The 23,743-nt window shown below is 43.2% G+C and carries 22 protein-coding genes and 1 riboswitch; of the genes, 18 read left to right on the forward strand and 4 right to left on the reverse strand.

Annotated elements, in window-relative coordinates; genetic code table 11:
• Positions 1 to 57 precede the first annotated feature (57 nt).
• From rpiA to L2703_RS12420, 3 genes are read right to left on the reverse strand one after another with little or no spacing between them, the layout of a single operon-like run.
• Positions 58 to 717, reverse strand: a complete 660-nt coding sequence (rpiA, locus tag L2703_RS12410) for a ribose-5-phosphate isomerase RpiA (protein WP_248971403.1) — start codon at positions 715 to 717, stop codon at positions 58 to 60.
• Between the two features lie 59 nt (positions 718 to 776).
• Positions 777 to 1,589 carry a mechanosensitive ion channel family protein gene (locus L2703_RS12415; protein ID WP_248971404.1) on the reverse strand — a complete coding sequence of 271 codons (813 nt, stop codon included), beginning with the start codon at positions 1,587 to 1,589 and terminating at the stop codon, positions 777 to 779.
• A gap of 11 nt (positions 1,590 to 1,600) precedes the next feature.
• Positions 1,601 to 2,914: a hypothetical protein gene (locus L2703_RS12420; protein WP_248971405.1), complete on the reverse strand. Its 1,314-nt coding sequence runs from the start codon at positions 2,912 to 2,914 to the stop codon at positions 1,601 to 1,603.
• A gap of 554 nt (positions 2,915 to 3,468) precedes the next feature.
• Between L2703_RS12420 and pbpG the strand changes: the two genes are divergently transcribed.
• From pbpG to L2703_RS12480, 12 genes are all read left to right on the forward strand, one after another.
• Positions 3,469 to 4,377, forward strand: coding sequence for a D-alanyl-D-alanine endopeptidase (pbpG, locus tag L2703_RS12425; protein ID WP_248971406.1), 909 nt, complete (start codon positions 3,469 to 3,471; stop codon positions 4,375 to 4,377).
• 222 nt (positions 4,378 to 4,599) lie between these two features.
• Complete coding sequence (locus L2703_RS12430) at positions 4,600 to 5,244, forward strand: cupin domain-containing protein (protein WP_248971407.1); 645 nt, start codon at positions 4,600 to 4,602, stop codon at positions 5,242 to 5,244.
• A gap of 509 nt (positions 5,245 to 5,753) precedes the next feature.
• A complete protein-coding gene (locus L2703_RS12435) occupies positions 5,754 to 7,052 on the forward strand; it encodes an MDR family MFS transporter (RefSeq protein WP_248971408.1) in 1,299 nt (432 codons plus the stop codon).
• A 196-nt stretch (positions 7,053 to 7,248) separates the two neighbouring features.
• Positions 7,249 to 7,599 (forward strand): HopJ type III effector protein, encoded by a 351-nt coding sequence (locus L2703_RS12440; RefSeq protein WP_248971409.1) that lies wholly within the window; start codon positions 7,249 to 7,251, stop codon positions 7,597 to 7,599.
• 88 nt (positions 7,600 to 7,687) lie between these two features.
• Positions 7,688 to 8,161, forward strand: a complete 474-nt coding sequence (locus L2703_RS12445) for a hypothetical protein (protein ID WP_248971410.1) — start codon at positions 7,688 to 7,690, stop codon at positions 8,159 to 8,161.
• Positions 8,162 to 8,510: 349 nt separating this feature from the next.
• A complete protein-coding gene (locus tag L2703_RS12450; RefSeq protein WP_248971411.1) occupies positions 8,511 to 9,797 on the forward strand; it encodes an acetyl-CoA hydrolase/transferase family protein in 1,287 nt (428 codons plus the stop codon).
• Positions 9,798 to 10,137: 340 nt separating this feature from the next.
• Positions 10,138 to 10,788, forward strand: a complete 651-nt coding sequence (locus L2703_RS12455; protein WP_248971412.1) for a YitT family protein — start codon at positions 10,138 to 10,140, stop codon at positions 10,786 to 10,788.
• A 218-nt stretch (positions 10,789 to 11,006) separates the two neighbouring features.
• Positions 11,007 to 11,543: a type II secretion system protein gene (locus L2703_RS12460; RefSeq protein ID WP_248971413.1), complete on the forward strand. Its 537-nt coding sequence runs from the start codon at positions 11,007 to 11,009 to the stop codon at positions 11,541 to 11,543.
• An 89-nt stretch (positions 11,544 to 11,632) separates the two neighbouring features.
• Positions 11,633 to 12,001 (forward strand): PH domain-containing protein, encoded by a 369-nt coding sequence (locus L2703_RS12465; RefSeq protein ID WP_248971414.1) that lies wholly within the window; start codon positions 11,633 to 11,635, stop codon positions 11,999 to 12,001.
• 389 nt (positions 12,002 to 12,390) lie between these two features.
• Complete coding sequence (gene trxC / locus L2703_RS12470; protein ID WP_248971415.1) at positions 12,391 to 12,813, forward strand: thioredoxin TrxC; 423 nt, start codon at positions 12,391 to 12,393, stop codon at positions 12,811 to 12,813.
• A gap of 228 nt (positions 12,814 to 13,041) precedes the next feature.
• Entirely contained in the window at positions 13,042 to 13,800 is a 759-nt protein-coding gene (locus L2703_RS12475; RefSeq protein ID WP_248971416.1) for a hypothetical protein, read from the forward strand.
• A gap of 2 nt (positions 13,801 to 13,802) precedes the next feature.
• A complete protein-coding gene (locus L2703_RS12480) occupies positions 13,803 to 14,261 on the forward strand; it encodes a DUF3465 domain-containing protein (RefSeq protein WP_248971417.1) in 459 nt (152 codons plus the stop codon).
• A gap of 255 nt (positions 14,262 to 14,516) precedes the next feature.
• On the opposite strand, the gene metH is transcribed toward L2703_RS12480, so the two are convergent.
• Positions 14,517 to 18,233 carry a methionine synthase gene (gene metH / locus L2703_RS12485; protein ID WP_248971418.1) on the reverse strand — a complete coding sequence of 1,239 codons (3,717 nt, stop codon included), beginning with the start codon at positions 18,231 to 18,233 and terminating at the stop codon, positions 14,517 to 14,519.
• Between the two features lie 202 nt (positions 18,234 to 18,435).
• On the opposite strand from metH, the gene L2703_RS12490 reads away from it, so the two are divergent.
• The 6 genes from L2703_RS12490 to cobU all read left to right on the forward strand — a co-directional run bounded on the left by L2703_RS12490 (position 18,436) and on the right by cobU (position 23,716).
• A complete protein-coding gene (locus L2703_RS12490) occupies positions 18,436 to 19,152 on the forward strand; it encodes a histidine phosphatase family protein (protein WP_248971419.1) in 717 nt (238 codons plus the stop codon).
• Positions 19,151 to 19,269, forward strand: a riboswitch (cobalamin riboswitch). (Overlaps the previous gene by 2 nt.)
• A gap of 79 nt (positions 19,270 to 19,348) precedes the next feature.
• Positions 19,349 to 20,158, forward strand: coding sequence for an ABC transporter ATP-binding protein (locus L2703_RS12495; protein WP_248971420.1), 810 nt, complete (start codon positions 19,349 to 19,351; stop codon positions 20,156 to 20,158).
• On the forward strand, positions 20,151 to 21,254 hold the full coding sequence (locus L2703_RS12500; RefSeq protein WP_248971421.1) for a FecCD family ABC transporter permease: 1,104 nt from the start codon (positions 20,151 to 20,153) through the stop codon (positions 21,252 to 21,254). Before L2703_RS12495 ends, L2703_RS12500 begins: the two co-directional genes overlap by 8 nt.
• Positions 21,255 to 21,281: 27 nt before the next feature.
• On the forward strand, positions 21,282 to 22,391 hold the full coding sequence (cobT, locus tag L2703_RS12505; RefSeq protein WP_428848658.1) for a nicotinate-nucleotide--dimethylbenzimidazole phosphoribosyltransferase: 1,110 nt from the start codon (positions 21,282 to 21,284) through the stop codon (positions 22,389 to 22,391).
• A gap of 9 nt (positions 22,392 to 22,400) precedes the next feature.
• The gene (locus tag L2703_RS12510) at positions 22,401 to 23,186 is read left to right on the forward strand and encodes an adenosylcobinamide-GDP ribazoletransferase (RefSeq protein ID WP_248971423.1); all 786 of its coding nucleotides are present in this window, start codon (positions 22,401 to 22,403) and stop codon (positions 23,184 to 23,186) included.
• Positions 23,186 to 23,716, forward strand: a complete 531-nt coding sequence (gene cobU, locus L2703_RS12515; RefSeq protein ID WP_248971424.1) for a bifunctional adenosylcobinamide kinase/adenosylcobinamide-phosphate guanylyltransferase — start codon at positions 23,186 to 23,188, stop codon at positions 23,714 to 23,716. Before L2703_RS12510 ends, cobU begins: the two co-directional genes overlap by 1 nt.
• Positions 23,717 to 23,743: the final 27 nt, after the last annotated feature.

A 23,743-nucleotide genomic window follows, 5' to 3' on the forward strand; every position in this document is an offset into this window, starting at 1 on the left:
TAAAAAATGGCCGAGCGTGTTTGCTCGGCCATTTTGTTTAACAATGTTGTGGGTACATTACAAAGTAACGGTTTTTACGCCCTCTGGTGTACCAACGAGTAATACGTCTGCGCCGCGGTTTGCAAATAAACCATTGGTTACTACCCCCACGATGGCATTAATTTTTGTTTCCATTACTTTGGGATCTAATATTTGCATGTTATACACATCTAAAATCACGTTGCCGTTGTCGGTAACAACGCCTTGGCGGTAAACCGGATCGCCGCCTAATTTGACTAGCTCGCGAGCCACATAAGAGCGTGCCATTGGAATAACCTCAACCGGTAGAGGAAACTCACCTAAAATCGACACTTGCTTGGTGTTATCTACAATGCAAATAAATTGTTTAGCCACAGCAGCGACGATTTTTTCACGAGTCAATGCTGCGCCGCCGCCTTTGATCATGTCCATGCGGTCGTTAATTTCGTCTGCACCGTCAACGTAAACATCAATGCTATCAACACTGTTAAGGTCAAATACTTCAATGCCGAGTTCTTTGAGCTTTTTTGTTGACGCTTCAGAGCTTGATACCGCACCTTCAATGTCATCTTTTATGGTGGCTAATGCATCAATAAAATGATTAACAGTAGAGCCTGTACCAACACCTACTATGGTGTCTTTTTTAACATATTGCAGTGCAGCCCAGCCTGCGGCTTTTTTCATTTCATCTTGTGTCATGATGTCATTCCTAGTGCTTATCATTGGTGTCAGTTGTAATGGCGCGATTATAACGCACATTAATGCTGTATCGTTTGTTGTGCATCATAAAAGTGTGCATTTTTAAATGCGCTTAATACTCTTATGTTGATGTCACTGATAAATTTTTTCTCTAAACGCACATCCATAACATAGGCTTTAACGGTAATGGTTTGTAAAAATTCGCCTAACTCATATTCATTACCTAAGTTGACAATGATGGGTTTATTTAAAAAGGTGTAAGGCGAGCATTGCGTGGCCTCTCTTGCAAGCGCAATGGCTTTATTGTGATCTACTCTCATGGGCAGGGTAAATTTAACCACGACCATTTCATCAAGTGCGCCGCTGTTGGCATTTGACACCGCTGTTTTTAGGGCTTCTGCGTTAGGCACCATGACAGTATTGTCGTCAAAAGTGCGCAGCCAGGTCACGCTCCATTCAAGTTTGGTCACTTCGCCGTAATGGCCAGCCAGTGTCACCATGTCGCCAACCCGGTAAGGCGGGTTAAGCATAATGATAAACCCAGCTATCATGTTTTTAGCCGGCTCTTGTGTCGCTAAACCTACCACAATACTGATTGAGCCTACCACGGCTAAAATTAAGTTTTCATGCGGGTCAATAATGCCAACAATTGAGTAGATGATGACGCACAACCACACAAATAGGCGCACAAAGGGGTAAGTTCGATTCCAAATTAAGCGGTATTTGGGCAATTTATGATTGAGCTGGTTTAAGCAAAATTGCACTAAGAATAAAAAGACCCATGCGGTTAAACACAGCAATAAAATACTTAATATTCGGTCAAATGAAATAACATCTAACAATGCTTGTAATGCTTTGCGTGAATCGTCCATTGTCGCCTCGCTTAATTAAACAATTTATTGTTATTGACCAAATGATTGGCGATGATTTTGGTTAATGTTGGGGTAATAAAATAAAAGTGCTCGGCAAAGTCTTGTTGTGAATATTGTGCAATGACAAAACCATGGCGGGCTAGGTAGCTTAATTGTAGGCTGCTTTGTTCGATAGTTTGAGCAAAGATGTGGGCATGTTGCTCAACCTTTAGGCCGCCGTGGACATAAATCTCAGCCAGCGAAAACAAGTCGTTATCTTGGCATAGCTGTAAAGCCGAAGCGTTTATTTTACAAATGTCAGTTTTATGGTGCTCAACAGATGAGATTTCGTTTTGATGCGATAATGAGTATTGCAGTAACAATGCCGCTAATTTGGGGTGGCCTTGGCTAATGGTATACAACTGTTTTAATTGGTCATGGTAAGGATTTACAGCTTCTTTTTTATCATCTGAAACTGGCGCTTTTTTAGCGTGTTCATTTACCCCGTTGTCGATGGGTTCTAGGTAGTCGGTACTGATTAAGCCCAGGTCGACCAACTGCCGTGTTTGCAAAATGGCTAAATCGCTTGCGTTAAAATAATCAATTGTAATCACATGTTTAATAAAATGAGTGATTTGATATTGAGCACTGAGTCGTTGCCATGCGTATTTTTCACAGCCTAAAATCCAGCAATGATGTTTACGGGTTTCCATTATTATGGTGGCAAAGGTCACTAAAGCTTGGTTGTTTCCCATCATTCTTAGCATGAGTTTGTGCAGATCATCAATAATGATCAGTTGCGGTTGTTGCTGATTAATAGCATAAATGGTTTCGGTGATACTGCTGTCGGTGATGGTATTGGGCGGTGAAATATTAAAGCAATGACAGACATAAATGATGGCTTCAAGCGCACTGAGTGGTGCTTGATAAAAGCTCATGATTAACCATTTATCGGGTAACGCTTTAGCTTGCGGTGTTGGTTTGTTTTCGCTGTCGTCACGAATTTGCTGCAATAAGGTTGGCATGTGGCCTAAAAATGCCGACAAACCAGCCCCTGCTGGGGCTACAATCGCACAGACCTCGCCATGATGATGGCGCCAAAGATTAATCACCTCGATCATTTGTTCAGATTGAGATTGGCGGCTAATAAAATACTCTGTGGAATAAAATGGTCTTTGTGGGAGCGAGGGCTGCAACTGGCCTTGTGGATATTGGCTGGCAATGGTTTTGAGTGAAATAAGCCCTTGCTGTGCGTCATCTGATTCAGATTTTAATGAGCTGTTAGGGGCGATTACGTTCGTTACCCATTGGCTTAATCGGCTAAAAAAACGCAAGTTAATGTCCATTTAGACTCTCTTTTTACTTTCTTTTTAACGATTTACTTTATCTTATACCAATCCTTATTAGAATGTGATCTATTTTAGGCTGCGTCACTAGCCCCAGTACAATGAAAATGACTGCAGGTGTAGCCATCTACATCAAGGTCATTTGAAGCCGTAATGGGGTTTGTGACGTAGCCCCGAAGGGCGAATTTATCAGCGTGGTATTCTTTGTTAGCCTTTCTTAACATAGTGCACTATGCCCTCAAAAGGCTGCCTCGACTACCTCAATGATAACTTTCGCTAAAAGAGCACATTCTAATGCGGATTGGTATTAACATGACGCTAACAAAAGTGGTATTTGGCTGATTGCTGTAACTCGTTACCGTAAGCCAACGTCCACTGGTTAAACGCCCTAAGTGCTTAAATTGTGTGAATATTAGCCGAGACTAAATTTGAACACTTGATCTACGTTAATTAATTGCTAAAAACCGAGCCAAAAGTCGTATTTATCTATTGTCGAACTCAGCCTTTATCGTATACTCAGCGAAATATTGAGTCTAATTTTCCAAGTGAGAGTGATGAAGCTTCGTTTCCTTTTTGCCTGCACTTTATTGTGTGCGACTTCGCTTAATAGTGCGGTCTCTTTTGCTGCCCAGGCTGTGCAAGTCAAACCCCAACAAGAATTAGCATCGAGTAGCGCTATGTTAGTTGATTTAGCGACCAACGAAGTGCTGTATGCCAGTAACACTCATCAGGCAGTACCAATCGCTTCTGTGACTAAATTAATGGCTGCCATGGTCACCTTAGATGCAAGATTGCCTTTAGACGAAAAAATATCGGTGAAGATTACTGACTCTCCGGTGATGCGCAATGTGTATTCACGCGTGCGCCTTGGCAGTGTGGTTACTCGTGAGACCATGTTGTTATTGACCTTGATGTCATCTGAAAACCGCGCCGCGACTTCTCTTGCCCATCATTACCCTGGTGGATTTAAAGCGTTTGTACGGGCAATGAATGACAAAGCGGCAGCCCTTGGAATGAAGCAAACCCGTTATGTTGAGCCAACGGGCTTATCTCCCGATAACGTATCTAGTGCGAATGATCTGATTATATTGTTAAAAGAGAGCCAAACTTACCCTATGTTAGGTAAATTGAGCTCTACAACCAAAAAACACGTGATTTTTGAATCACCTCGTTATGCATTAGATTTTCAAAATACCAACAAGCTGGTATTTAAAAACAATTGGAATATTGCCTTAACGAAAACTGGTTTTACCAATAAAGCAGGCCATTGTTTGGTGATGTTAACCGAAATGAATAAGCGCAAAGTGGCGTTTGTGGTGTTGGACTCTTTTGGTAAATACACCCACATGGCAGATGCCAGTCGGTTGAAAAACTGGCTTGAAACAGGCCGCACAACTCCTATCCCTGAGTCAGCAAAAGCCTATAAAAAACAACGCCAAGCGATTCAGCAAAATCGTATTTAATGCTTTTGTGCGTTAATAAGCCATGCCCCTGGGGCTGCTGATCTTTTAAGGTTGTTTTTGCAGCGAATTGTTGGCCATTTATACATAACAGCCCATTTATTTGTATTAAATGGGCTTTTTTATTATGGGTATTAACACCTGATAGGTACCTAAAAGTACCTACTTTTTTATCTATATTGAAAGCCTTACACTGTTGTCATTCATCGTGTGTGAGGTATTAGTATGTTAAACATGGATTTTAGCCAGCGCGTGGTTATCAATACAGCAGCTATTGAATGGCAACCAAGCCCTGCAGCAGGCGTATTACGAAAGCGACTAGCGCGTGAAGAGGCTGAGCGTGGCCATGCGACTAGTATTGTTAAATATGAGGCTGGGGCGAGTTTTAACTCCCATCCTCATCCGTTAGGTGAAGAAATTTTAGTGCTTGATGGGGTGTTTTCTGACGAAACGGGTGACTACCCAGCAGGTACGTATTTACGTAACCCAGAAGGTTTTGTCCATGCGCCGTTTAGTGTTGAAGGTTGCACATTATTGGTTAAGTTACACCAATTTCAACCGACAGACTTACAACAAGTGGCTATTAATACCAATGAAACACCGTGGTTGCAGGGGCAGGGGCAGTTGCAAGTTATGCCGCTACACCAACATGGTACAGAATCTACTGCATTAGTGAAGTGGCCCGCTGGCGCACATTTTCAGCCGCATCGTCATTTTGGCGGTGAAGAAATCTATGTCATTAGCGGGGAGTTTATCGATGAGCTGGGGCGTTATCCTGCCGGAACCTGGATCCGCAGTCCGCATTTAAGTCAGCATAATCCGTATGTAGAGCAAGACACGGTGATTTTAGTGAAAGTGGGCCATCTGTAAGTTGATACTGTGTTATTTTGACATCAGGTTATTTAGTGTCTTGCTCATATGCCGAGCCAATGCGCCTAGTTTGGCGCATTTTAATGGTGGCTAAATGTCATTATCTTCGATACGATTAAATCATTAATACCAATTCCATTAATTATCTGGTCATTCAGCGGGAGTTCTGTGTCTTCTAGGCAAGTAATAGAATTGTAGGCATAGTTGTTCTCGACAACTGCTCCTGCGTTGTTCTACCTCCTGCGTCCATGCTGTCGTACGTCAAAATGCTATTAAGCAGCATAGAAGGCACAGAAACCCGCCTTGCAGGAGGCACTCAGACCGTTCATTTCTTTGTTGCATAGTCTTAGAAGGGAATAACCATTATTTCAACAATGCGCCTCAAACTGAACAATCTGAGTGACTCTGATTGGTCACATAATTAATGGAATTGGTATAAGCGGTTTTACAAAACCGAATCCACTTTGTCTGTTATCATTTATTTCAGCGTCACTCTTTAAGGATAAAAAGTGCACAGCGATGTCTCTATAGCACGGTTTAAACAGTTTCCACGGTTGATGTGGATTTTGTTGTTTGGTTCGTTTATTACCCGTGGAAGTTATTTCATGGTGTGGCCATTTTTGGCGGTCATTTTGTATGAAAAATTTGCCTTAAGTGCAACTGAAGTTGGCCTGATATTGTCTTGTGCTGCTTTTATTGCGGTATTCACAAGCTTTATTGGTAGTGCATTATCAGACCGAATTGGTCGTCAAAAACTCATGTACCTTACCGGCACTTTGTACATTATTTCATTTTCACTCTTGGCCGAGGTTGACTCTGTTAATGGCTATGCCATTGTGATGACGCTGTGTTCTATTGCCACCTCATTATGGCGACCGCTTACCTCTGCTACCATCGGCGATATTATTGACGATCCACAAACCCGTGAGCTAGCAATGCAGTCATTGTACTTTATTGTTAACGTTGGCTGCGCAGTTGGCCCTATGATGGGAATATGGTTAGGTTTAACGGGTCAGCAATCGAGTTTTTACATTACAGCTGCCGCATTTGCGGTATTGATATTATTGTTATATTGGGGTTTTGCACACCAGGCTTTGCAAGGTGTTAATGGCAAAGTTGAGCAAGTGCCAGATGAACTTATACCGGCCATGGGCGATGCAACCTCAGCTGTTAAACGAAAACCGGCGCATGTGAGTCACCAACAAGTCGTTGCGATTTTATTGCAAGATAAGCTTTTGCAATGCCTTATTTTTGCCAATATTTTGTGTATGTTTATTTATGCTCAAATGGACAGTTCGTTAATTCAATATCTCACCCGCGCTAATGCACCTGACTTATTGCAGCTCATCTCAGCGATGATTTTTACCAACGCGTTAGTGATAGTGTCGACCCAGTTTTTATTACTGCGCTTAATGGCGAGTTATAGCTTAATTCGTCGTATTCAGTTTGGGTTAGTGCTGCTTGTGGTTTCACAAGTTTGGCTTGCCCATAACCCGATAGATTTATTCTGGGGGTGGATTGGTGCCATTGTGGTGATGAGCCTAGCGGAAACCATTTTATTTCCAACCATGAATGTACATATTGACCGTTTAGCGCCTAGGCATTTACGTGGGGCTTATTTTGGGGCGTCATCATTTTATGAAGTGGGCTTTGCTATTGCACCATTGGGTGGCGGGATCATACTGGATCATCTAGGTGGCTATTGGTTGTTTATCATTGGCGCAATATTGTCTTTGGTGGTGATTTATTTATACAGCATGTTGGAAACGTTACCACGGCCAGATTTTGCTGCAATGAAACGGGAATAATTAAGGCTGTGATGTTTAACTCGCCCGTTAATTTCCCATTAACCGTATCGCGAAATTAGGTGATCTCAATGCTTGCTATATAAACGCTCGCTTATTAAATGGTGTCAGCTTTTTATATTAAGTCTTTTTCATTATCGGTTCGGCCGCTATTTTGTTATTGTTTTGCTAATTAAGTTGATGAAGTAGGGTAACGATTATGTCTGTAAAACAAGTGAATGAATTTATCACATCGTTAGATGTGAGAGCAGATGTTTTGCGCTTTGAAGAAACCATGGCTTTGATCGATGCGCATTACGACTTTACCCCAAGTGCTTTTAAAAATGGTGAGCAATTAAATGATGCAGGGCAAAACTCTGGATCTTGTAAAGTGTTTGCGTTTGGGCAAATCCATCAATTAACTAAGCTGCAAACATTAACCTTATTTGGCGAACACTATCGGGATGTGGTTGCGACACCACAGGGGGATGATCATCAAAATATTCGCCAATTTATGCAACATGGCTGGGATGGTGTGTTGTTTTCACAATTAGCATTAACGCTTAAGTAATACCATTGCGCAAATCAGCCATAGGTGTGATTAAATCTCTAAGCCTGATGTTTTATGTTGGCAAGCACAAATTGACAGGAACTATTATATGAAGCGCTATTTACTGCCTTTTACGGTACTGAGTACTTTACTGCTGTGCTCTTCTGGTGTGAGTGTTGCTAAAGACCATGAGTCTAAAGATCAAAGTAAGCATCAATCTGACAAACATGAAAAAAAACATAAATCTGATAATGACAATAACGATCAGGTTTATTTTAACAACGATCGCCAAGTCATTATTAATAACTACTATTACACCAAGGGTAATGCAAAGAGCTGCCCACCCGGATTAGCAAAGAAAAACAATGGCTGTAAAGCGCCTGGAAAAGTAAAAAAATGGCGTAAAGGTCAGCCTTTACCTTCTGATGTAATTTATTATGATGTGCAACCAGAGCTGATCGTGCAATTAGGTCGTATACCTGAAGGGCAAAAAATTGTCCGAGTAGGGGCCGATTTGCTATTAATTAGCATAGGTACTGGTATGGTGATTGACGCAATCCAAGACCTAAATGATATCTTTTAAGATTAAGTCATTAACTTGAATGGGCTAGGTTTGACCCAATAAGCATGCCCTCATTTGTGAAGGGCTGCGAGTCATCGAGTCTATTTAACTTTCCAATAAGATTAGCAGCATCAACTATTTTATCTACTGTGTTTTTATTGTGTTTATGCCACAGCGAATCACCTATTAGCAATAACTCGAAAATATGTTGGGGTTAAAATGATGCGCTGTGGCAGAGCTCTCAAATAATTCATTTGGTTGATATCTCCCGCAACTGTTGTGATTAACTCAACGACTTTGCGCGAAAAACTATCAAATAATCATGTTCATCCATACACTAAGATTAGCTTAACTATCGTGAGTGGTATTGATGAAACCCATTATTTGTCATACAGCATTAGAGGCTATTTCGTTAATTAAAAGTGGTGAAACCCTGTGGACTCATTCTATGGGCGCGACGCCACAATTACTGCTTGATGCGCTGGCTCAACATGCACTAACACGGTCAAATTTGACCTTATTGCAATTGCATACCGAGCATGCGGAGTCGTTAAGTCACCCTAGTTTAAAAAATCATCTTCGCCATCGTTGTTATTTTGGTGGCGCGCCAACTCGAAAATTATTGCAGCAAGGTGAAGCAGACTATGTACCGATTTTTTTGTCTGAAGTGCCTAAGTTGTTTCGCTCTGGCGAGCAAAAAATCGATACCGCTATTATCCAAGTGTCGCCGCCAGACAAGCATGGTATTTGTTCTTTAGGGATCTCGGTTGAGGCGACACTCGCAGCTTGCCAGGTTGCGGATAAAATTATTGCACACATTAATCCTATGATGCCCCGCACCCATGGTGATGGTTTTATTCATTACAACAACTTGACCGCCGTGTTTGAGCAGAGTAAGGCATTACCGCAACATGTTATTGATTCAAGTGATAAAACGAGCCAGGCAATTGGCCGCCATGTGGCCACTTTAGTGCGCGATGGCGATTGTTTACAAATGGGCATTGGGGCTATTCCTGACGCGGTATTATCGTGTTTATGCGGGCATAAAAATCTGGGTGTACATACCGAGTTATTTTCTGATGGTGTATTAAATCTAGTGGAGTTAGGTGCTATCAATAATAGTCGTAAAAAGGTCCATCCAGGTAAAACGGTTACGGGTTTTGCGCTTGGCAGCCAACGACTCTATGACTTTGTCGATGACAATCCGTCAGTGATTTTTATGGACATTGAACAGGTCAATGACACCGCGATTATTCGTAAAAACCCCAATGTCATGTCTATCAATTCTGCACTGCAAGTGGATATTTCAGGGCAGGTTTGTGCCGATTCTATTGGTACTCAGATTTACTCTGGTGTGGGCGGACAAATGGATTTTATTCGTGGTGCTGGGTTGTCCGAAGGTGGGCGCTCGGTCATTGCGCTACCGAGTACAGCGTTGAATGGCACTGTTTCTAGAATTGCCACAGTATTATCACCAGGGGCGGGAGTGGTGACGACTCGTGCTCATGTTCACTATATCGTTACAGAATATGGTTGTGCGTATTTACGTGGTAAGTCTTTAAAAGAACGTGCCCGTGCTCTGATTGATATTGCTCATCCTAAATTTAGAGAACAGCTTTGCCAAGAAACCTTTGAAATGTGGCGACTTCAGTTGTAGTGCTTGAGGTGATGTGAATAAGTGTATAGGTGGACTTGTGCAGCCCGCCTGTTGATTTATTCGCAGCATGCAGGCTTTATGACGAGGCGTTCTGTTTTCATTGCGACTGACTTACCCACAATAAAAATAACCCAGTTTGGTATCATTTTATTTACAATGTAAAAATTTTTGTAAACCTTTGTATACATTTGGTGGTTTTATTTCAGTAATTCTCTTGGTTGGTGTCACTGATAAAGTTAAAGATATTCGCTACACTGCGCGACTCTGAGCCTGTTGCGATAAGCGAGTGCTAGAGCAAAAGAGCCTAACTACTGGTTATGTCATTAAAGGATACACTTGCATGCAATTCCCAACACACCGATTTTACGAAGACATTATGGCTTTGTTTTGTGCCGGTGTGATGGTGTCTTTAGGGGTTACGCTCTACAACAGTAATCAGTTGATCACTGGCGGTACAGCTGGCATTGCAATTATTGGTATGCACCTGTCATCGTTAAGTTTTGGGATGTTATTTTTTTTAGTCAATGTGCCTTTTTATTATATTGCATGGACCAAGCTTTCTAGGCGATTTACCATTAACACCTTTATTTCGGTTTCTATTATCTCGGTAATGACAGATTACATGCCGATGGTTATCCATATCGACAATGTACACCCACTTTTTGCAGCAACCGTTGGCGGAATGTTAATTGGCGTTGGTATGCTGATTATGTTTAGGCACAAATCGAGTCTTGGCGGTTTAGGTATTTTGGCGCTTTACTTGCAAAATAAGTATGCGATCCGTGCGGGTAATTTTGGTTTGTTAATCGACACCATCATTTTAAGTGCTTCGTTATTCATGTTTCCCGTTGAGATAGTATTTTTGTCGGTAATGGGTGCAGCTATGCTCAATGTATTGATTGCGATAAACCACAAACCAGGCCGTTATCAAGCGTATGTTGAGGCTCAACCTAAAGAAAACGCTTTGGTTTACAAACAAGGTAATGTGTAACTTTATTACGTTGTAAACTTATTTACCTGCTGAAATAGCACACTAGGTCAGTTGGTGGTAAGCGAGTGATAAAGACAAGGTTGCGTTTTTTATATCGCCATCTCCCCCTAGATCTAGTTAACCATTTTACCTAAAGTCTATGTTATAGTTGGTAAAAATGTTAAAAATCTCCTCTTATAACAATCAGACAGTTAAACTGTCCCTGGAGCATTAGCCGTATGCACAGCGTTAAAGGTTCACGTCAAACTGGTTTTACCCTTATTGAGTTAGTGGTCGTTATCATTATTTTAGGTGTGTTGGCCGTAGTGGTGGCACCTAAATTTATCAATTTAAAAACCGATGCCAATATTGCCGCAATCAAAGGCGCTGTAGGGTCAATAAAAACTGCAGTGACATTATTTAAAACTAAAACCTTAGCCTCTGGTAATGCCATGACAGACACAGTGGAGTTTTCGGGTGTTAAAGGCAGCAATTATCAACCCTGGGCTGCTGCGGCTAATACTAGTGGCAGTGGTTTTAATGCCGGTTACACAACACCTTCTGAAATCTTTGAGGGTGCAGGTATAGATATGACTGAATGGGCTTATCGCATCTATGTATCAAATGGCAGTTATGCCGTAGCCGCTGCACCGCGTGCAGCACTTAATGTTGCACAGCCAACTTCTGCGCAAGTTATCGCAACCAATTGTTATTTTCAGTACCACTGGAAAAGTGCAGGAGAGCCAGAGATAACAACAGTAACTAGCGGATGTTAGTTGTTTTGCTGTATCACTAAGTGAGCTTGTGACAAGGCCAACATTTAGAGTAGATACCTTAGCGTTGGCCATAAATATAAGGATGTTTTATGATAGATTTTAACAATAAAGGCTTTTTTAAACTTAAACAAAACACTGATTTTGCAGAAAAAGTAACTGATTTACTGTTAGATGATGAGCACATCGTCGACTCGTATAAAACCATGCGTGATGGTGTTGTTTTTACCAATAAACGGATCATTGCGGTGAATGTTCAAGGTATTACGGGCAGTAAAAAAGATTTTACCTCTTTGCCTTACAAAAATATTGTGGCTTATTCGATTGAAACATCAGGCACGTTTGACCTTGATTCTGAATTAGAAATCTATTTCTCGGCCATCGGCAAAGTGAAATTTGAGTTTACGGGTAAATCGTCAATGTTAGAAATATCAAAAATAATATCGGGCTACTTACTATAAGCGCAATTGTTGCCATTATGGTGAGCTTACCTAGATTTACCTAGATGTAACAAACCGCTGCGGTTCAAATACCCTAAACATTAGGCATTTGCGGCCGCAAATGGTGTAAATAACCTGAGCTCGGGATAATAAATGCCTTTCAAACAGTCCTTTGCCCTGCTCACTGCGTTGAATCGACTTACAATAGGCTAGCTATTGACGCGTCAATTCGCCTTGTTAGCAGAACAAATGACAAGCTTGAAAGTGAGAATGGGTAACATGTTGATTTTAAATAGTATAAGTTCATCCCTTATCCCGAGCTCAGGTTAAATAGCATTGTTCATTCGATTAACACACCAACAAGGTTTATGATTTGAACGTCTCAATGATGAAGTAGATGAGGTCATATCATGATAATAGCTTGTCCACATTGCTCGACTTTAAATCGGGTGCCAGATGAACGTCTTGAACAACAACCAACTTGTGGAAAATGTAAACAGCCGGTGTTTGTGGGGGAACCCGTTGAACTCACTGCAGCTAATTTTGCCCACCATGCTAATAAATCTGAATTGCCATTAGTTGTCGACTTTTGGGCCAGTTGGTGCGGTCCGTGTAAAAGCTTTGCACCTGTGTTTACCCAAGCGGCTAAAAAGTGGGAGCCACGATTTCGCTTTGGTAAGCTCAATACCGAAGAGCAACAAGCTTTGGCCGCGCAGTTTAATATTCGCTCTATTCCAACCTTAATGGCATTTAAACAAGGTAAAGTGATTGCACAGCAGTCTGGCGCGATGCCTGCATTGTCGTTTAATCAATGGTTAGCGTCGCTGAAATAGCACTACATTTTTTAACGAGGCACAGAGCTAATTGTAAAAACGCGATAATATATCGCGTTTTTTAATGCGTAGTGCCACTAAGAATTGAATTTACATAACCTACGAGTCTCACAAGCATTGCTGGTTTTAGCCTTACGGTTATTAATAATCGAATGGGTTATTGTTTTTTTACGTAAAAGCCGTTATTCGTGATAATTTATTTTAACTCAACATCATAATGGAATATGAATGCGTAATTTACTTGTCGTTTTACTACTCACCTTAACCGGGTGTGCAAGCCAGCCAGAACCTTTCAGTGTGGTGATTGATCCACTCTTAGCAAACACAATTGTTTATCGTGGTGAAATCAACGCCGATAATGTCGCCTCTTTTGAACAACTAATCACTAACAGCCCAACACCCATAGAATCGCTAATCATTAACAGCGGTGGCGGTGAAGTATTCGCAGGCATTCGATTTGGTGAGCTGGTATATCAATACCAGTTAAAGGTGATAGTAGACAAAATTTGTGCATCATCTTGTGCTAATTATATTGCTACAGCCAGTAATGATGTCACGGTTAGAGAAGGCGGCCTATTAGGTTGGCATGGCGGTGCATTACAACCGATTTATCTCCCGAATTTTAATAACCAAAGTACTAACAAGAGGTTGCGCAAAGATGAGAATGACTTCTTGACTAGATGGCGTCAAAAAGAGCTCGATTTTTTCAACAAGGTAAAGGTGAATCAGATTGTGACTGTGATAGGCATGATGCCGGGGTTGCACGATAAAAGAGACGCGCAGTTATTCAGTTATGATCAGAAAACCTTAAAACAATTAGGCTTACACATTGCCTATGAAGGTGAGCAAGCAACCCACTCAGCATCTGGTGAGTACGTAGTGCAAATATTTAGTTTATCGCCTGAGGTATTGGACTTGTTGTTAATGCAGCATAGTAAGATTTTAGAACAAGAAAAACTTGGCTTGTTATCACAAGGGATTTTATAATCATGAAAAAAATACTGCTCATTGGCTTACTCGGCATTGCGTTATTTGGCTATTTAGCCAAAAACGTTCAAACCACGCAAATTGTACAAAACGTTTTCGCGGCTGGTGCCAGTAATAGTGCAAGTGCCAGTAATAGCGCCTTACAAAATGCCATTGATAATCAACAGAGTAATGTTCAGGTTGCTGGGGCTGGTGAGGTGATAAAAGTGCTTGGTGACGATCTAAAAGGCAGTCGTCACCAACGATTTATTGTAAAAATAGCCAGTGGCGGCACCTTACTTGTTGCCCACAATATCGATTTAGCCCCACGCATAAATGGCCTTAATGTTGGCGATACTGTCGAGTTTTACGGTGTGTATGAGTTTAATAACAAAGGCGGGGTTATCCACTGGACTCACCACGACCCACGCGGACAACATATCGGCGGCTGGCTCAAACACAATGGCAGCACTTATCAATAAACCGCAGCTTTAATCGTATCCATACAAGTCAACGTCTTAGGGCAACAATCTGGTTGAATGATCCATAAGAGGTGCCTTGTGCTAAGCGATTTTTCTTACGCAATCTCTGATCAATTATCCTGATTGGTATTAATCCAAACGACGTTTGGACATAAAAAAGAGTAACCATGATGACTCAAGGTTACTCTTTATTTAAATCACTCTCTATTTGGGAGGATTCTTTATTCAGAGGCACTCTTTACTCTGGAGCACTCTCTACTCAGGATCATAGTCCAGCACTGGGGCGAGCCACTTTTCGGCTTCTGCTAAGCTCATGCCTTTACGCTTAGCGTAGTCTTCTACCTGATCTTTACCGATGTTGGTCACACCAAAGTAGCGTGATTTAGGGTGGGCAAAGTACCAGCCAGATACCGCAGCAGTTGGGTACATGGCAAAGCTTTCGGTGATGTTTAAATCGATGGTTTCATCGGGTTTGAGCAAATCCCATAGCAAGCCTTTTTCGGTATGATCTGGGCATGCTGGGTAACCCGGTGCTGGGCGTATACCTTTGTAACGTTCACGAATTAACGCTTCGTTATCTAACTCTTCATCTGCAGCGTAACCCCAAAATTCTTTACGAACACGTTCGTGCATACGTTCGGCAAACGCTTCGGCTAAACGGTCTGCTAAACATTTGAGCATAATGGCATTGTAGTCGTCGTGATTAGCTTCAAAGCGCGCTACGTGCTCGTCAATACCATGGCCTGCGGTAACCGCAAAGCCGCCCATGTAGTCGGCAACGCCGCTGTCTTTTGGCGCAACAAAGTCAGCTAGACAAAAGTTGTCGTTACCTACTCGTTCAAGTTGCATACGCAAATGGTGAGTGGTCATTTCAACTGTGGTGCGGCTTTCGTCGGTGTACAGCTCAATGTCGTCATGATTAACCGTATTGGCAGGGAATAGCCCAATCACGCCTTTGGCGGTTAACCATTTCTCTTTGATGATGGTCTCAAGCATGGCTTTACCGTCGGCAAACAGTTTGCGTGCTTCTTCGCCTACGATGTTGTCGTTTAAAATTTCAGGGTAATGGCCGTGTAGTTCCCAGCTTCTAAAGAAGGGTGTCCAGTCGATACGCTCTACTAAGTCTTCTAACGGATAGTCATCAAACACCTGACGACCTAACACATTAGGCGTAAATGGGGTGTAACTTTCCCAGTCGTGTTTGCAGCGGTTTTCGCGTGCCGCTTCAATCGATACGATGGTTTTACGCTTGGTTTGCGACAGGCGTTTTTCACGCATGATGTCGTATTCTGCGTAGGTTTCGTCAATGGTGGCTTGGCGAGTTTCATTGTTAACTAACTTTGACACCATTGGTACTGCACGCGAGGCATCGGCAATGTAAATGGCGCCATGGGGATAGTGCGGGGCAATTTTCACTGCGGTGTGAATTTTAGAGCAAGTTGCCCCGCCAATAATGGCTGGTATGGTTAGGCCTTCGCGGTGGAAGGTTTTTACGTTGTGCACCATTTCATCTAGGCTTGGCGTAATCAGCCCAGACATTCCAATAATGTCGATATTGTGCTCTTTTACCGCCTCGAGAATTTTCTCAACCGACACCATCACGCCCAAATCGAATACTTCAAAACCATTACAGGCCAGCACAACGCCAACAATGTTTTTACCAATGTCGTGCACATCGCCTTTTACGGTCACCATTAAGATTTTACCGTTAGATTGACCTTCGACCTTTTCAAGTTCAATAAACGGATTGAGATAAGCCACGGCCTTTTTCATCACCCGGGCAGATTTAACCACCTGGGGTAAAAACATTTTACCTGCGCCAAATAAGTCGCCCACCACGTTCATGCCATCCATTAATGGCCCTTCGATGACATCGAGTGGGCGGGTGGCTTCAAGACGCGCAGCTTCGGTGTCTTCGTCGATAAATTCGGTAATGCCTTTAACCAGCGCATGAGACAGGCGCTCTTTAACGGGCCAACTGCGCCATGCTAAGTCTTCTTTTTTGGCCACTTGCGAGCCGTCGCCACGATATTGCTCGGCAATGTCGAGTAACTGCTCGGTGTTGCTTGAGTCTGCTACTGGGCAAGGCAGATTAAGTACCACATTTTCGACTTTGTCTTTTAGCTCTTTATCGATGTCATCATAAATCGCTAACTGGCCGGCGTTAACAATCCCCATGTCCATACCGGCTTGAATCGCATGGTATAAAAACACTGCGTGAATGGCTTCACGTACTGGGTTATTGCCCCGGAACGAGAATGACACGTTAGACACACCGCCTGAAATCATTGCATGTGGCAAAGTGGCTTTGATGTCTTTTATGGATTCAATAAAGTCGACAGCATAGTTGTCGTGTTCATCAATGCCGGTGGCGATAGCAAAAATGTTCGGGTCGAAAATAATGTCTTCTGGGGCAAAACCGACTACATCCACCAAAATGCGATAAGCGCGGGTACAAATTTCGGTTTTGCGGGCGCGAGTGTCAGCCTGGCCTTGCTCGTCAAACGCCATTACAATCGCCGCAGCGCCATAACGTTTCACTAAGGTGGCTTGTTTAATAAACGCTTCTTCGCCTTCTTTCATCGAGATTGAGTTAACAATCGACTTGCCTTGTACGCATTTAAGGCCTGCTTCAATGACGTCCCATTTAGATGAGTCGATCATGATAGGCACGCGTGAAATGTCTGGTTCAGAGGCAATTAAGTTTAAAAACTTGGTCATTGACGCGGCGCCATCTAGCATGCCTTCGTCCATGTTGACGTCGATGATTTGTGCGCCGTTTTCAACTTGCTCACGCACCACATCGAGTGCTTCTTCAAATTTTTCTTCTTTGATTAAGCGTAAAAATTTAGCTGAGCCAGTGACGTTAGCGCGCTCACCGACGTTCACAAATAATGAGTCTTTGTCGATGGTTAATGGCTCTAACCCTGATAAACGACAGGCAACGGGGATCTCCGGTAATGCACGCGGTGCATGGCGTAATACCGCCTCACGGATGGCGCTAATATGTGTTGGCGTGCTACCACAACAGCCGCCGACAATATTAAGCATGCCTGCTTCTGCCCATTGAATAATGACCTCGGCCATTTCTTCTGGGGTTTCATCATAACCACCAAATTCGTTGGGTAGGCCCGCATTAGGGTGGGCAGACACATAACATTCGGCAATGCGTGATAACTCTTCTACGTAAGGGCGCAGCTCTTTAGGGCCAAGGGCACAGTTAAGGCCAATCGATAACGGCTTAATATGGCGCAATGAGTTGTAAAACGCTTCGGTGGTTTGCCCGGTCAGCGTACGGCCTGATGCGTCGGTAATGGTGCCAGAGATCATTACAGGTAAGCGTTCGCCGAGGTTATCGAACACGGTTTCTATGGCAAACAAGGCGGCTTTGGCGTTTAAGGTATCAAAAATGGTTTCGACCATAATGATGTCGGCGCCACCTTCAATTAATGCGGTAGTTGATTCAACATAGGCTTCTACTAATTGATCAAAGCTGATATTACGAAATCCAGGGTCGTTTACATCTGGGCTGATTGAACAGGTGCGGTTAGTGGGGCCAAGTACCCCTGCAACATAGCGTGGGTTACCGGTTTGTGCGGCTACTTCGTCAGCGGCCTGGCGAGCAATGCGGGCACCTTCAAGGTTAATTTCGGCAGACAAGGCTTGCATGTCGTAGTCTGCCATGGCGATGGTGGTGGCGTTAAAGGTGTTGGTTTCAATAATGTCGGCGCCGCCGAGCAGGTATTTAACATGAATGGCTTTGATAAGCTCAGGTTGGCTGAGTACCAATAAATCGTTGTTACCTTTAACATCGCAATGCCAATCTTTAAAGCGCTCACCGCGATAATCTTCTTCTTGCAACTTATGGTCTTGGATCATGGTGCCCATTGCACCGTCTAAAATCACAATACGCTCTGCTAATAATGCGTTAAGTTGTTCAAGTGTTTGACTGTGAGAAGTCGATTTCGCCATAACAGTTACCTTTTTATCACTTTGCAGCAAATACCTTATTGAAGATAAGCATACCCTTATTTTTACAACCTGAGGGTGATTAAATCACTGTTAGAGACAATGACTCTTCAAACTGATTATCTTTTAAGATAGTATTTAGACATATAAACGTATAGACGTCCATAATACGCGACTTTTTACCACTAGAGCAAGGCTGAATTCAATGAAGCGAGCCAAGATTACGTTATTACGGCATGGCGAATGCGAAGGTGGGGCCATATTTAGAGGCCAAACAGATGTGGCATTAACCGCAACAGGGGTAGCGCAAATGCAACACGCATTAACTCAGGTTACTGCGCCAATAACTCATGTGTTTAGCTCGCCTTTGCAGCGATGTTTTGGGTTTAGCCTAGCAACAGCACAAGCCTTGTCTGTTCCATTACAGGCATTAACAGCCTTGCAAGAAATTGATTTTGGCCTATGGGATGGACAGTCATTTGAACGTATTTATCAGCAAAGCCCACAGGCATTTGATGCTTATTGGCGCGACCCATGGGCTAGCGAAAATACGCCCGAAGCTGGTGAAACGCTAAGCGATTTTAATGCGCGTGTCGAAACCGGGTTAATGGCTATTACCGATGCGCTGTGGTTGCAGGTTAACAATGATGCTGCACTTAATCAGCAAGCTGAGCTTGAGCCACATGCGCTGGTGGTCACTCATGGGGGCGTTATGCGCTGTTTAATGGGCTATGTATTAAATGCAGGCCAAAGCAGTGGATTATTCGCTAACCTAGCGCTCCCCTATGCTGCTATTATGTCGCTAGATGTTTATTGGGCAGACAATGTAGAGGCGGCTCTACAAGGTCATGACAATAACCCTCAATTTAAGGTTAGCTTTACATTGCATTGGCCACAAACTGCGGCGATGCCAGTACGTTAATCATTATGCAATTCAAGGTATTGGGAATTGGGATAAGCCCAAACTGTACCCGCAACTGTAGATGTTCAATAGCCTTTTGAATATAAGTCAGATACCAGCCTTGAGATGCCGTTAAATCCATACCTAAGCGGGTGACTTAGGGGAGCAAATATGTTGCATTGTATTTTTATCAATCAGGCATGGCGAGGTGCATGGCATGTCTGAACCTGTATTAGACGTTAATCATCTTTTTTGGCAAGTCGATGGGAAAACCATTTTAGCTGATATTCATTTCAATTTGCCCAAAGGACAAATGCTGGGATTGATTGGGCCTAATGGGGCTGGTAAGTCGAGTCTACTCCGTTGTTTGTACCGTTATATTGTCCCAAGTAGCGGAAATATTGATTTATTTGGTCAAGATTTATCAACTTATTCGGCTAAAGCCCTGGCGCGTTCGGTTGCTGTTGTGCAGCAAGATACCCCACATTATTTTGACTTAACGACCGAGCAGTTAGTTACTATGGGGCTAACGCCGCATAAAGGGTTATTTGACGCAACCACAGCACAAGATAAAGCCTTGATTAACCATGCACTCACTAAAGTGGGTTTAGCTAAGCATGCCCAGCAACCCTACGAGCAATTGTCTGGCGGCGAAAAGCAACGTGCTCTTATCGCCCGCGCTATTGTGCAGCAACCTCACATATTGATTTTAGATGAACCCACCAACCATTTAGATATTCGTTACCAAATTCAAATTTTAGAGTTAGTGGCTTCATTGGGGATTAGCGTGATTGCCTCTATTCACGACTTAAACCTGGCCAGCGCCATGTGCGATAAATTGTTGTTACTGGATCAAGGTAAGTTGATTGCAAAAGGTCACCCTAGCGAGGTGCTCACCGAGCGACAAATCAGTGATGTATTTGGCGTTTGCTGCGAGGTTAATGTTCATCCGCAACACCAAAAACCGTTAATCAGTTATTTTTATGGGTATCAAACCGCCAATAAAAAAGAGGTGGCTTATGATTAACGCTTCTCAACGGCGATATTATTGCTGTGTCGGGGTCGTCATACTTGCCACATTATTGACCCCAATGTTGGCTGCAAGTTTTGGTGCAGCTAATATCCACTTTGCTGATGTAATAACAGTGTTTAAATCGTTATTAACCGGTAATGGCTTGCTAAGCGCTGACGAAAACTCCGTGATAAGCACCTTAAACCAGCGCATTGTATTTGATTTGCGTTTACCGCGTATTGTGCTGGCGTTTATTGCTGGGGCGGGGCTGTCTATTGCCGGTAGTGTATTACAAACCGTAACTCGTAATCCATTGGCCGATCCCTATCTATTTGGTATTAGCTCTGGTGCCTCATTTGGGGCGGTCTGCGTTATTTCATTGTTTAGTCAAACAGGGTTGTTTTCTGGTTGGTTTGACGGTGCTTTGCAAATGTCGACTCATGGGCAACATGCGTGGTGGTCTTGGTCAATGTTAAGTTTGCCGCTTGGTGCATTTATTGGTGCTAGCTTATCTGTGCTTGTGGTGGTGGCCTTGTCTGGTTTTGGCCGAACGAGTCAAATTGAACGCATGTTGTTATCTGGAGTGGCAACGTCATTTTTATTTGGCGCGTTAACCAGTTTGTTGTTGTATTTTTCAAGCCCGCAAGCAGCTGCCTCGGTGTTGTTTTGGAGTTTAGGCAGTTTTGCGAAAGCCAATTGGGCACAATTGTGGCTACCGAGTGTAACGGTTGTTGTTAGCTTATTGATTATGTTGGCTTTTAAAAGGCAAATTATGGCGTTGCAAGCCGGTGACGAAAGTGCCCATACCCTAGGGGTGAATGTGGCAAAACTGAGGTTAAGCATGTTGTTATTGTGCTCGTTAATTACCGCCATGCTGGTGGCCAGTTGTGGTGGTATCGGCTTTGTAGGGTTAATGATCCCGCATACCGTTAGGCTATTGTTTTCTGGGCGTCAGCCGATGATATTAACCGCAGTATTTGGCGGATTATTTATGGTGTGGATTGATGTCATTGCACGCTGTTTATTGTCTAACCAGGAGCTTCCTGTGGGCATTATTACCGCAGCACTTGGCAGTGTGTTCTTTTTGTTTATTTTGCGTCATCGTCGATAAAAGGGTCAAGAATTGAACCAACAATCTATTGCACAATCGTTATTTTCTGTTACCGCAGCGAGTCGCCAATATGATGAGGCCATAGAGCACAAAATTAACCAAAAAACCAAACCTCTAGGTGCATTAGGGCAGCTTGAGTCTTTAGCGATGCAAATCGCCAGGGTGCAATACAGCCGTGAAAGTGAATTAAGTCATACTCTCGTTAATCGCACTGAATCGAGCCTGAGTGCGACTCATTTGCCGTTATCTATCACTCAGCCAACAATGTTGGTGTTTGCTGCCGACCACGGCATAGCCGCTTATGGTGTGTCGATAGCCCCCAGTGAAGTAACCACCCAAATGGTGCACAACTTTATGCAAGGTGGTGCTGCTATCAATGTGTTTTGTCGCCAGATGGGTTTTGATTTACACGTGATTGATTGTGGAATGTTACAGCCGATAAGTGAATCAACTGGGGTGATCAATCAACGCCTTGGTGCGGGTACTTATGCAATGCATTTGCAGGCGGCAATGTCGACTGCACAGGTACACCAAGGGTTTGCACTAGCAAAACAATTGGTTACGCGCCATGTTAAGGCTGGGTGTAATATACTGGCGTTAGGCGAAATGGGCATTGGCAATACTTCGGCGGCTTCCGCTGTGATGGCCGCATTACTTCATGTTGACGTTGACCTGTGTGTGGGGCGAGGCACGGGGATAGACGATGTGACATTAATAAAAAAATCACAATTAATTAATCAAGCGATTGAATTACATCGTACTAAACTTACCTCGGTCGAAGCAATTTTGGCGCATTTAGGCGGTTTTGAAATTGTACAAATGACTGGGGCTATTTTGGCGGCTGCCGAACAAAAAATAATAGTGCTGATAGATGGTTTTATCGCTACTGCTGCGGCATTAGTTGCGGTAAAATTAGCTCCACAATCAAGTGACTATTTAGTCTTTGCCCATGAGTCGCACGAGCAAGGGCACAAATTAATGCTACAACAACTACAAGCAACACCTTTGTTGTCGTTGGGATTAAGGCTCGGAGAAGGAACAGGTGCCGCATTGGCCTTGCCTTTGCTTCAAGCTGCAGTCAATTTTTATAATCAAATGGCCAGTTTTAAAGAGGCTGGCATTAATAATGTGGTTTAAGGGAGCAAGATGTCTGGCGATATAAAATGGTTGCGACAGTTAAATTTATTTTTTGTGGCGATGAGTTTTTTTACTCGGATCCCGGTTCCTTCATGGGTTGTGGTAGACAATGACCGACTGAGTAAAGCGAGTCGTTATTTTGGCATAGTAGGCTTAGTCATTGGCCTGATGTGTGCTTCAGTTTTTTGGTTAGCTCAGCTCATTTTACCTGCTAGCATTGCCATATTACTGGCCATGGTGGCAGGTGTGATAGTCACAGGGGCTTTTCACGAAGATGGCTTAGCAGATACTGCCGATGGCTTTGGCGGCGGCCACACCGTAGAAGACAAGTTGCGCATTATGAAGGATTCGCAATTAGGCAGTTATGGTGCTTTATCTCTGGGGTTAGTTTTGTTGTTAAAGTGGCAGTTGTTGGTTGAGCTGGCATTGTACAGCCCAATGGCAGCGGTGAGCGCACTTATTGCGGGCCACACTTTAAGCCGTGTTGTTGCCTCTAGCCTTATTTTTAGCGAGCAATATGTGCGCGACGATGCCACCAGTAAAGCTAAGCCGATAGTTCAGGGCCAGCATTTAAATGATTTGTTTATTTTAATCGCGAGCGGCATTTTTGTATTGTTATGGCTTAATGGTGTTGCGGCATTTGTTTTATTTATTACCTTATGGCTTTTACGTATTTTGTTAGGCGGCTTTTTCCGTAAACAAATTGGTGGTTACACAGGTGACACATTAGGCGCTGCACAACAGATTAGCGAGGTGTGTTGTTACTTAGTGATTTTAGCAGTAGGTTTAAGCTAATGATCCATTTGGTGTTGGGTGGTGCGCGTAGTGGTAAAAGCCGATACGCTGAGCAATGTGTCGCTCAGTATGCAGCCGTGGGCTACTCTTGCGTTTACCTCGCCACCGCAACCGCATTAGACACTGAAATGTCTGAGCGAATTCGCCAACACCAGCAAGACCGAATGTCCAGCGCCCACAGTTGGACATTGCACGAACAAGCCTATGATGTAGCGCAAACTTTAGTGGCCATAGACAAACCTCAGCAAGTCATTTTAATAGACTGTCTTACGTTATTGTTGACCAACCATTTGTTGGATAACTCTCCTAGCCGTTGGTCTTCTCAAAAAACCTTACTGCTTAATGTGCTGCCAACCTTGCAAAGCGAAGTGGTGATAGTGAGTAATGAAGTGGGATCAGGCATAGTGCCTATGGGCGAGCTTAGCCGCCAGTTTGTAGATGAAGCCGGTTGGCTAAACCAGGCTATTGCGAAAGTCGCAGACCAAGTGACCTTAGTGGTTGCAGGTCTTCCTTTGGCGTTAAAAGTCTAGTGTGTTTGTGGTGTCATTAACCCAAGC

This window comes from Shewanella basaltis (assembly GCF_023283885.1).
Taxonomy (GTDB): domain Bacteria; phylum Pseudomonadota; class Gammaproteobacteria; order Enterobacterales; family Shewanellaceae; genus Shewanella; species Shewanella basaltis.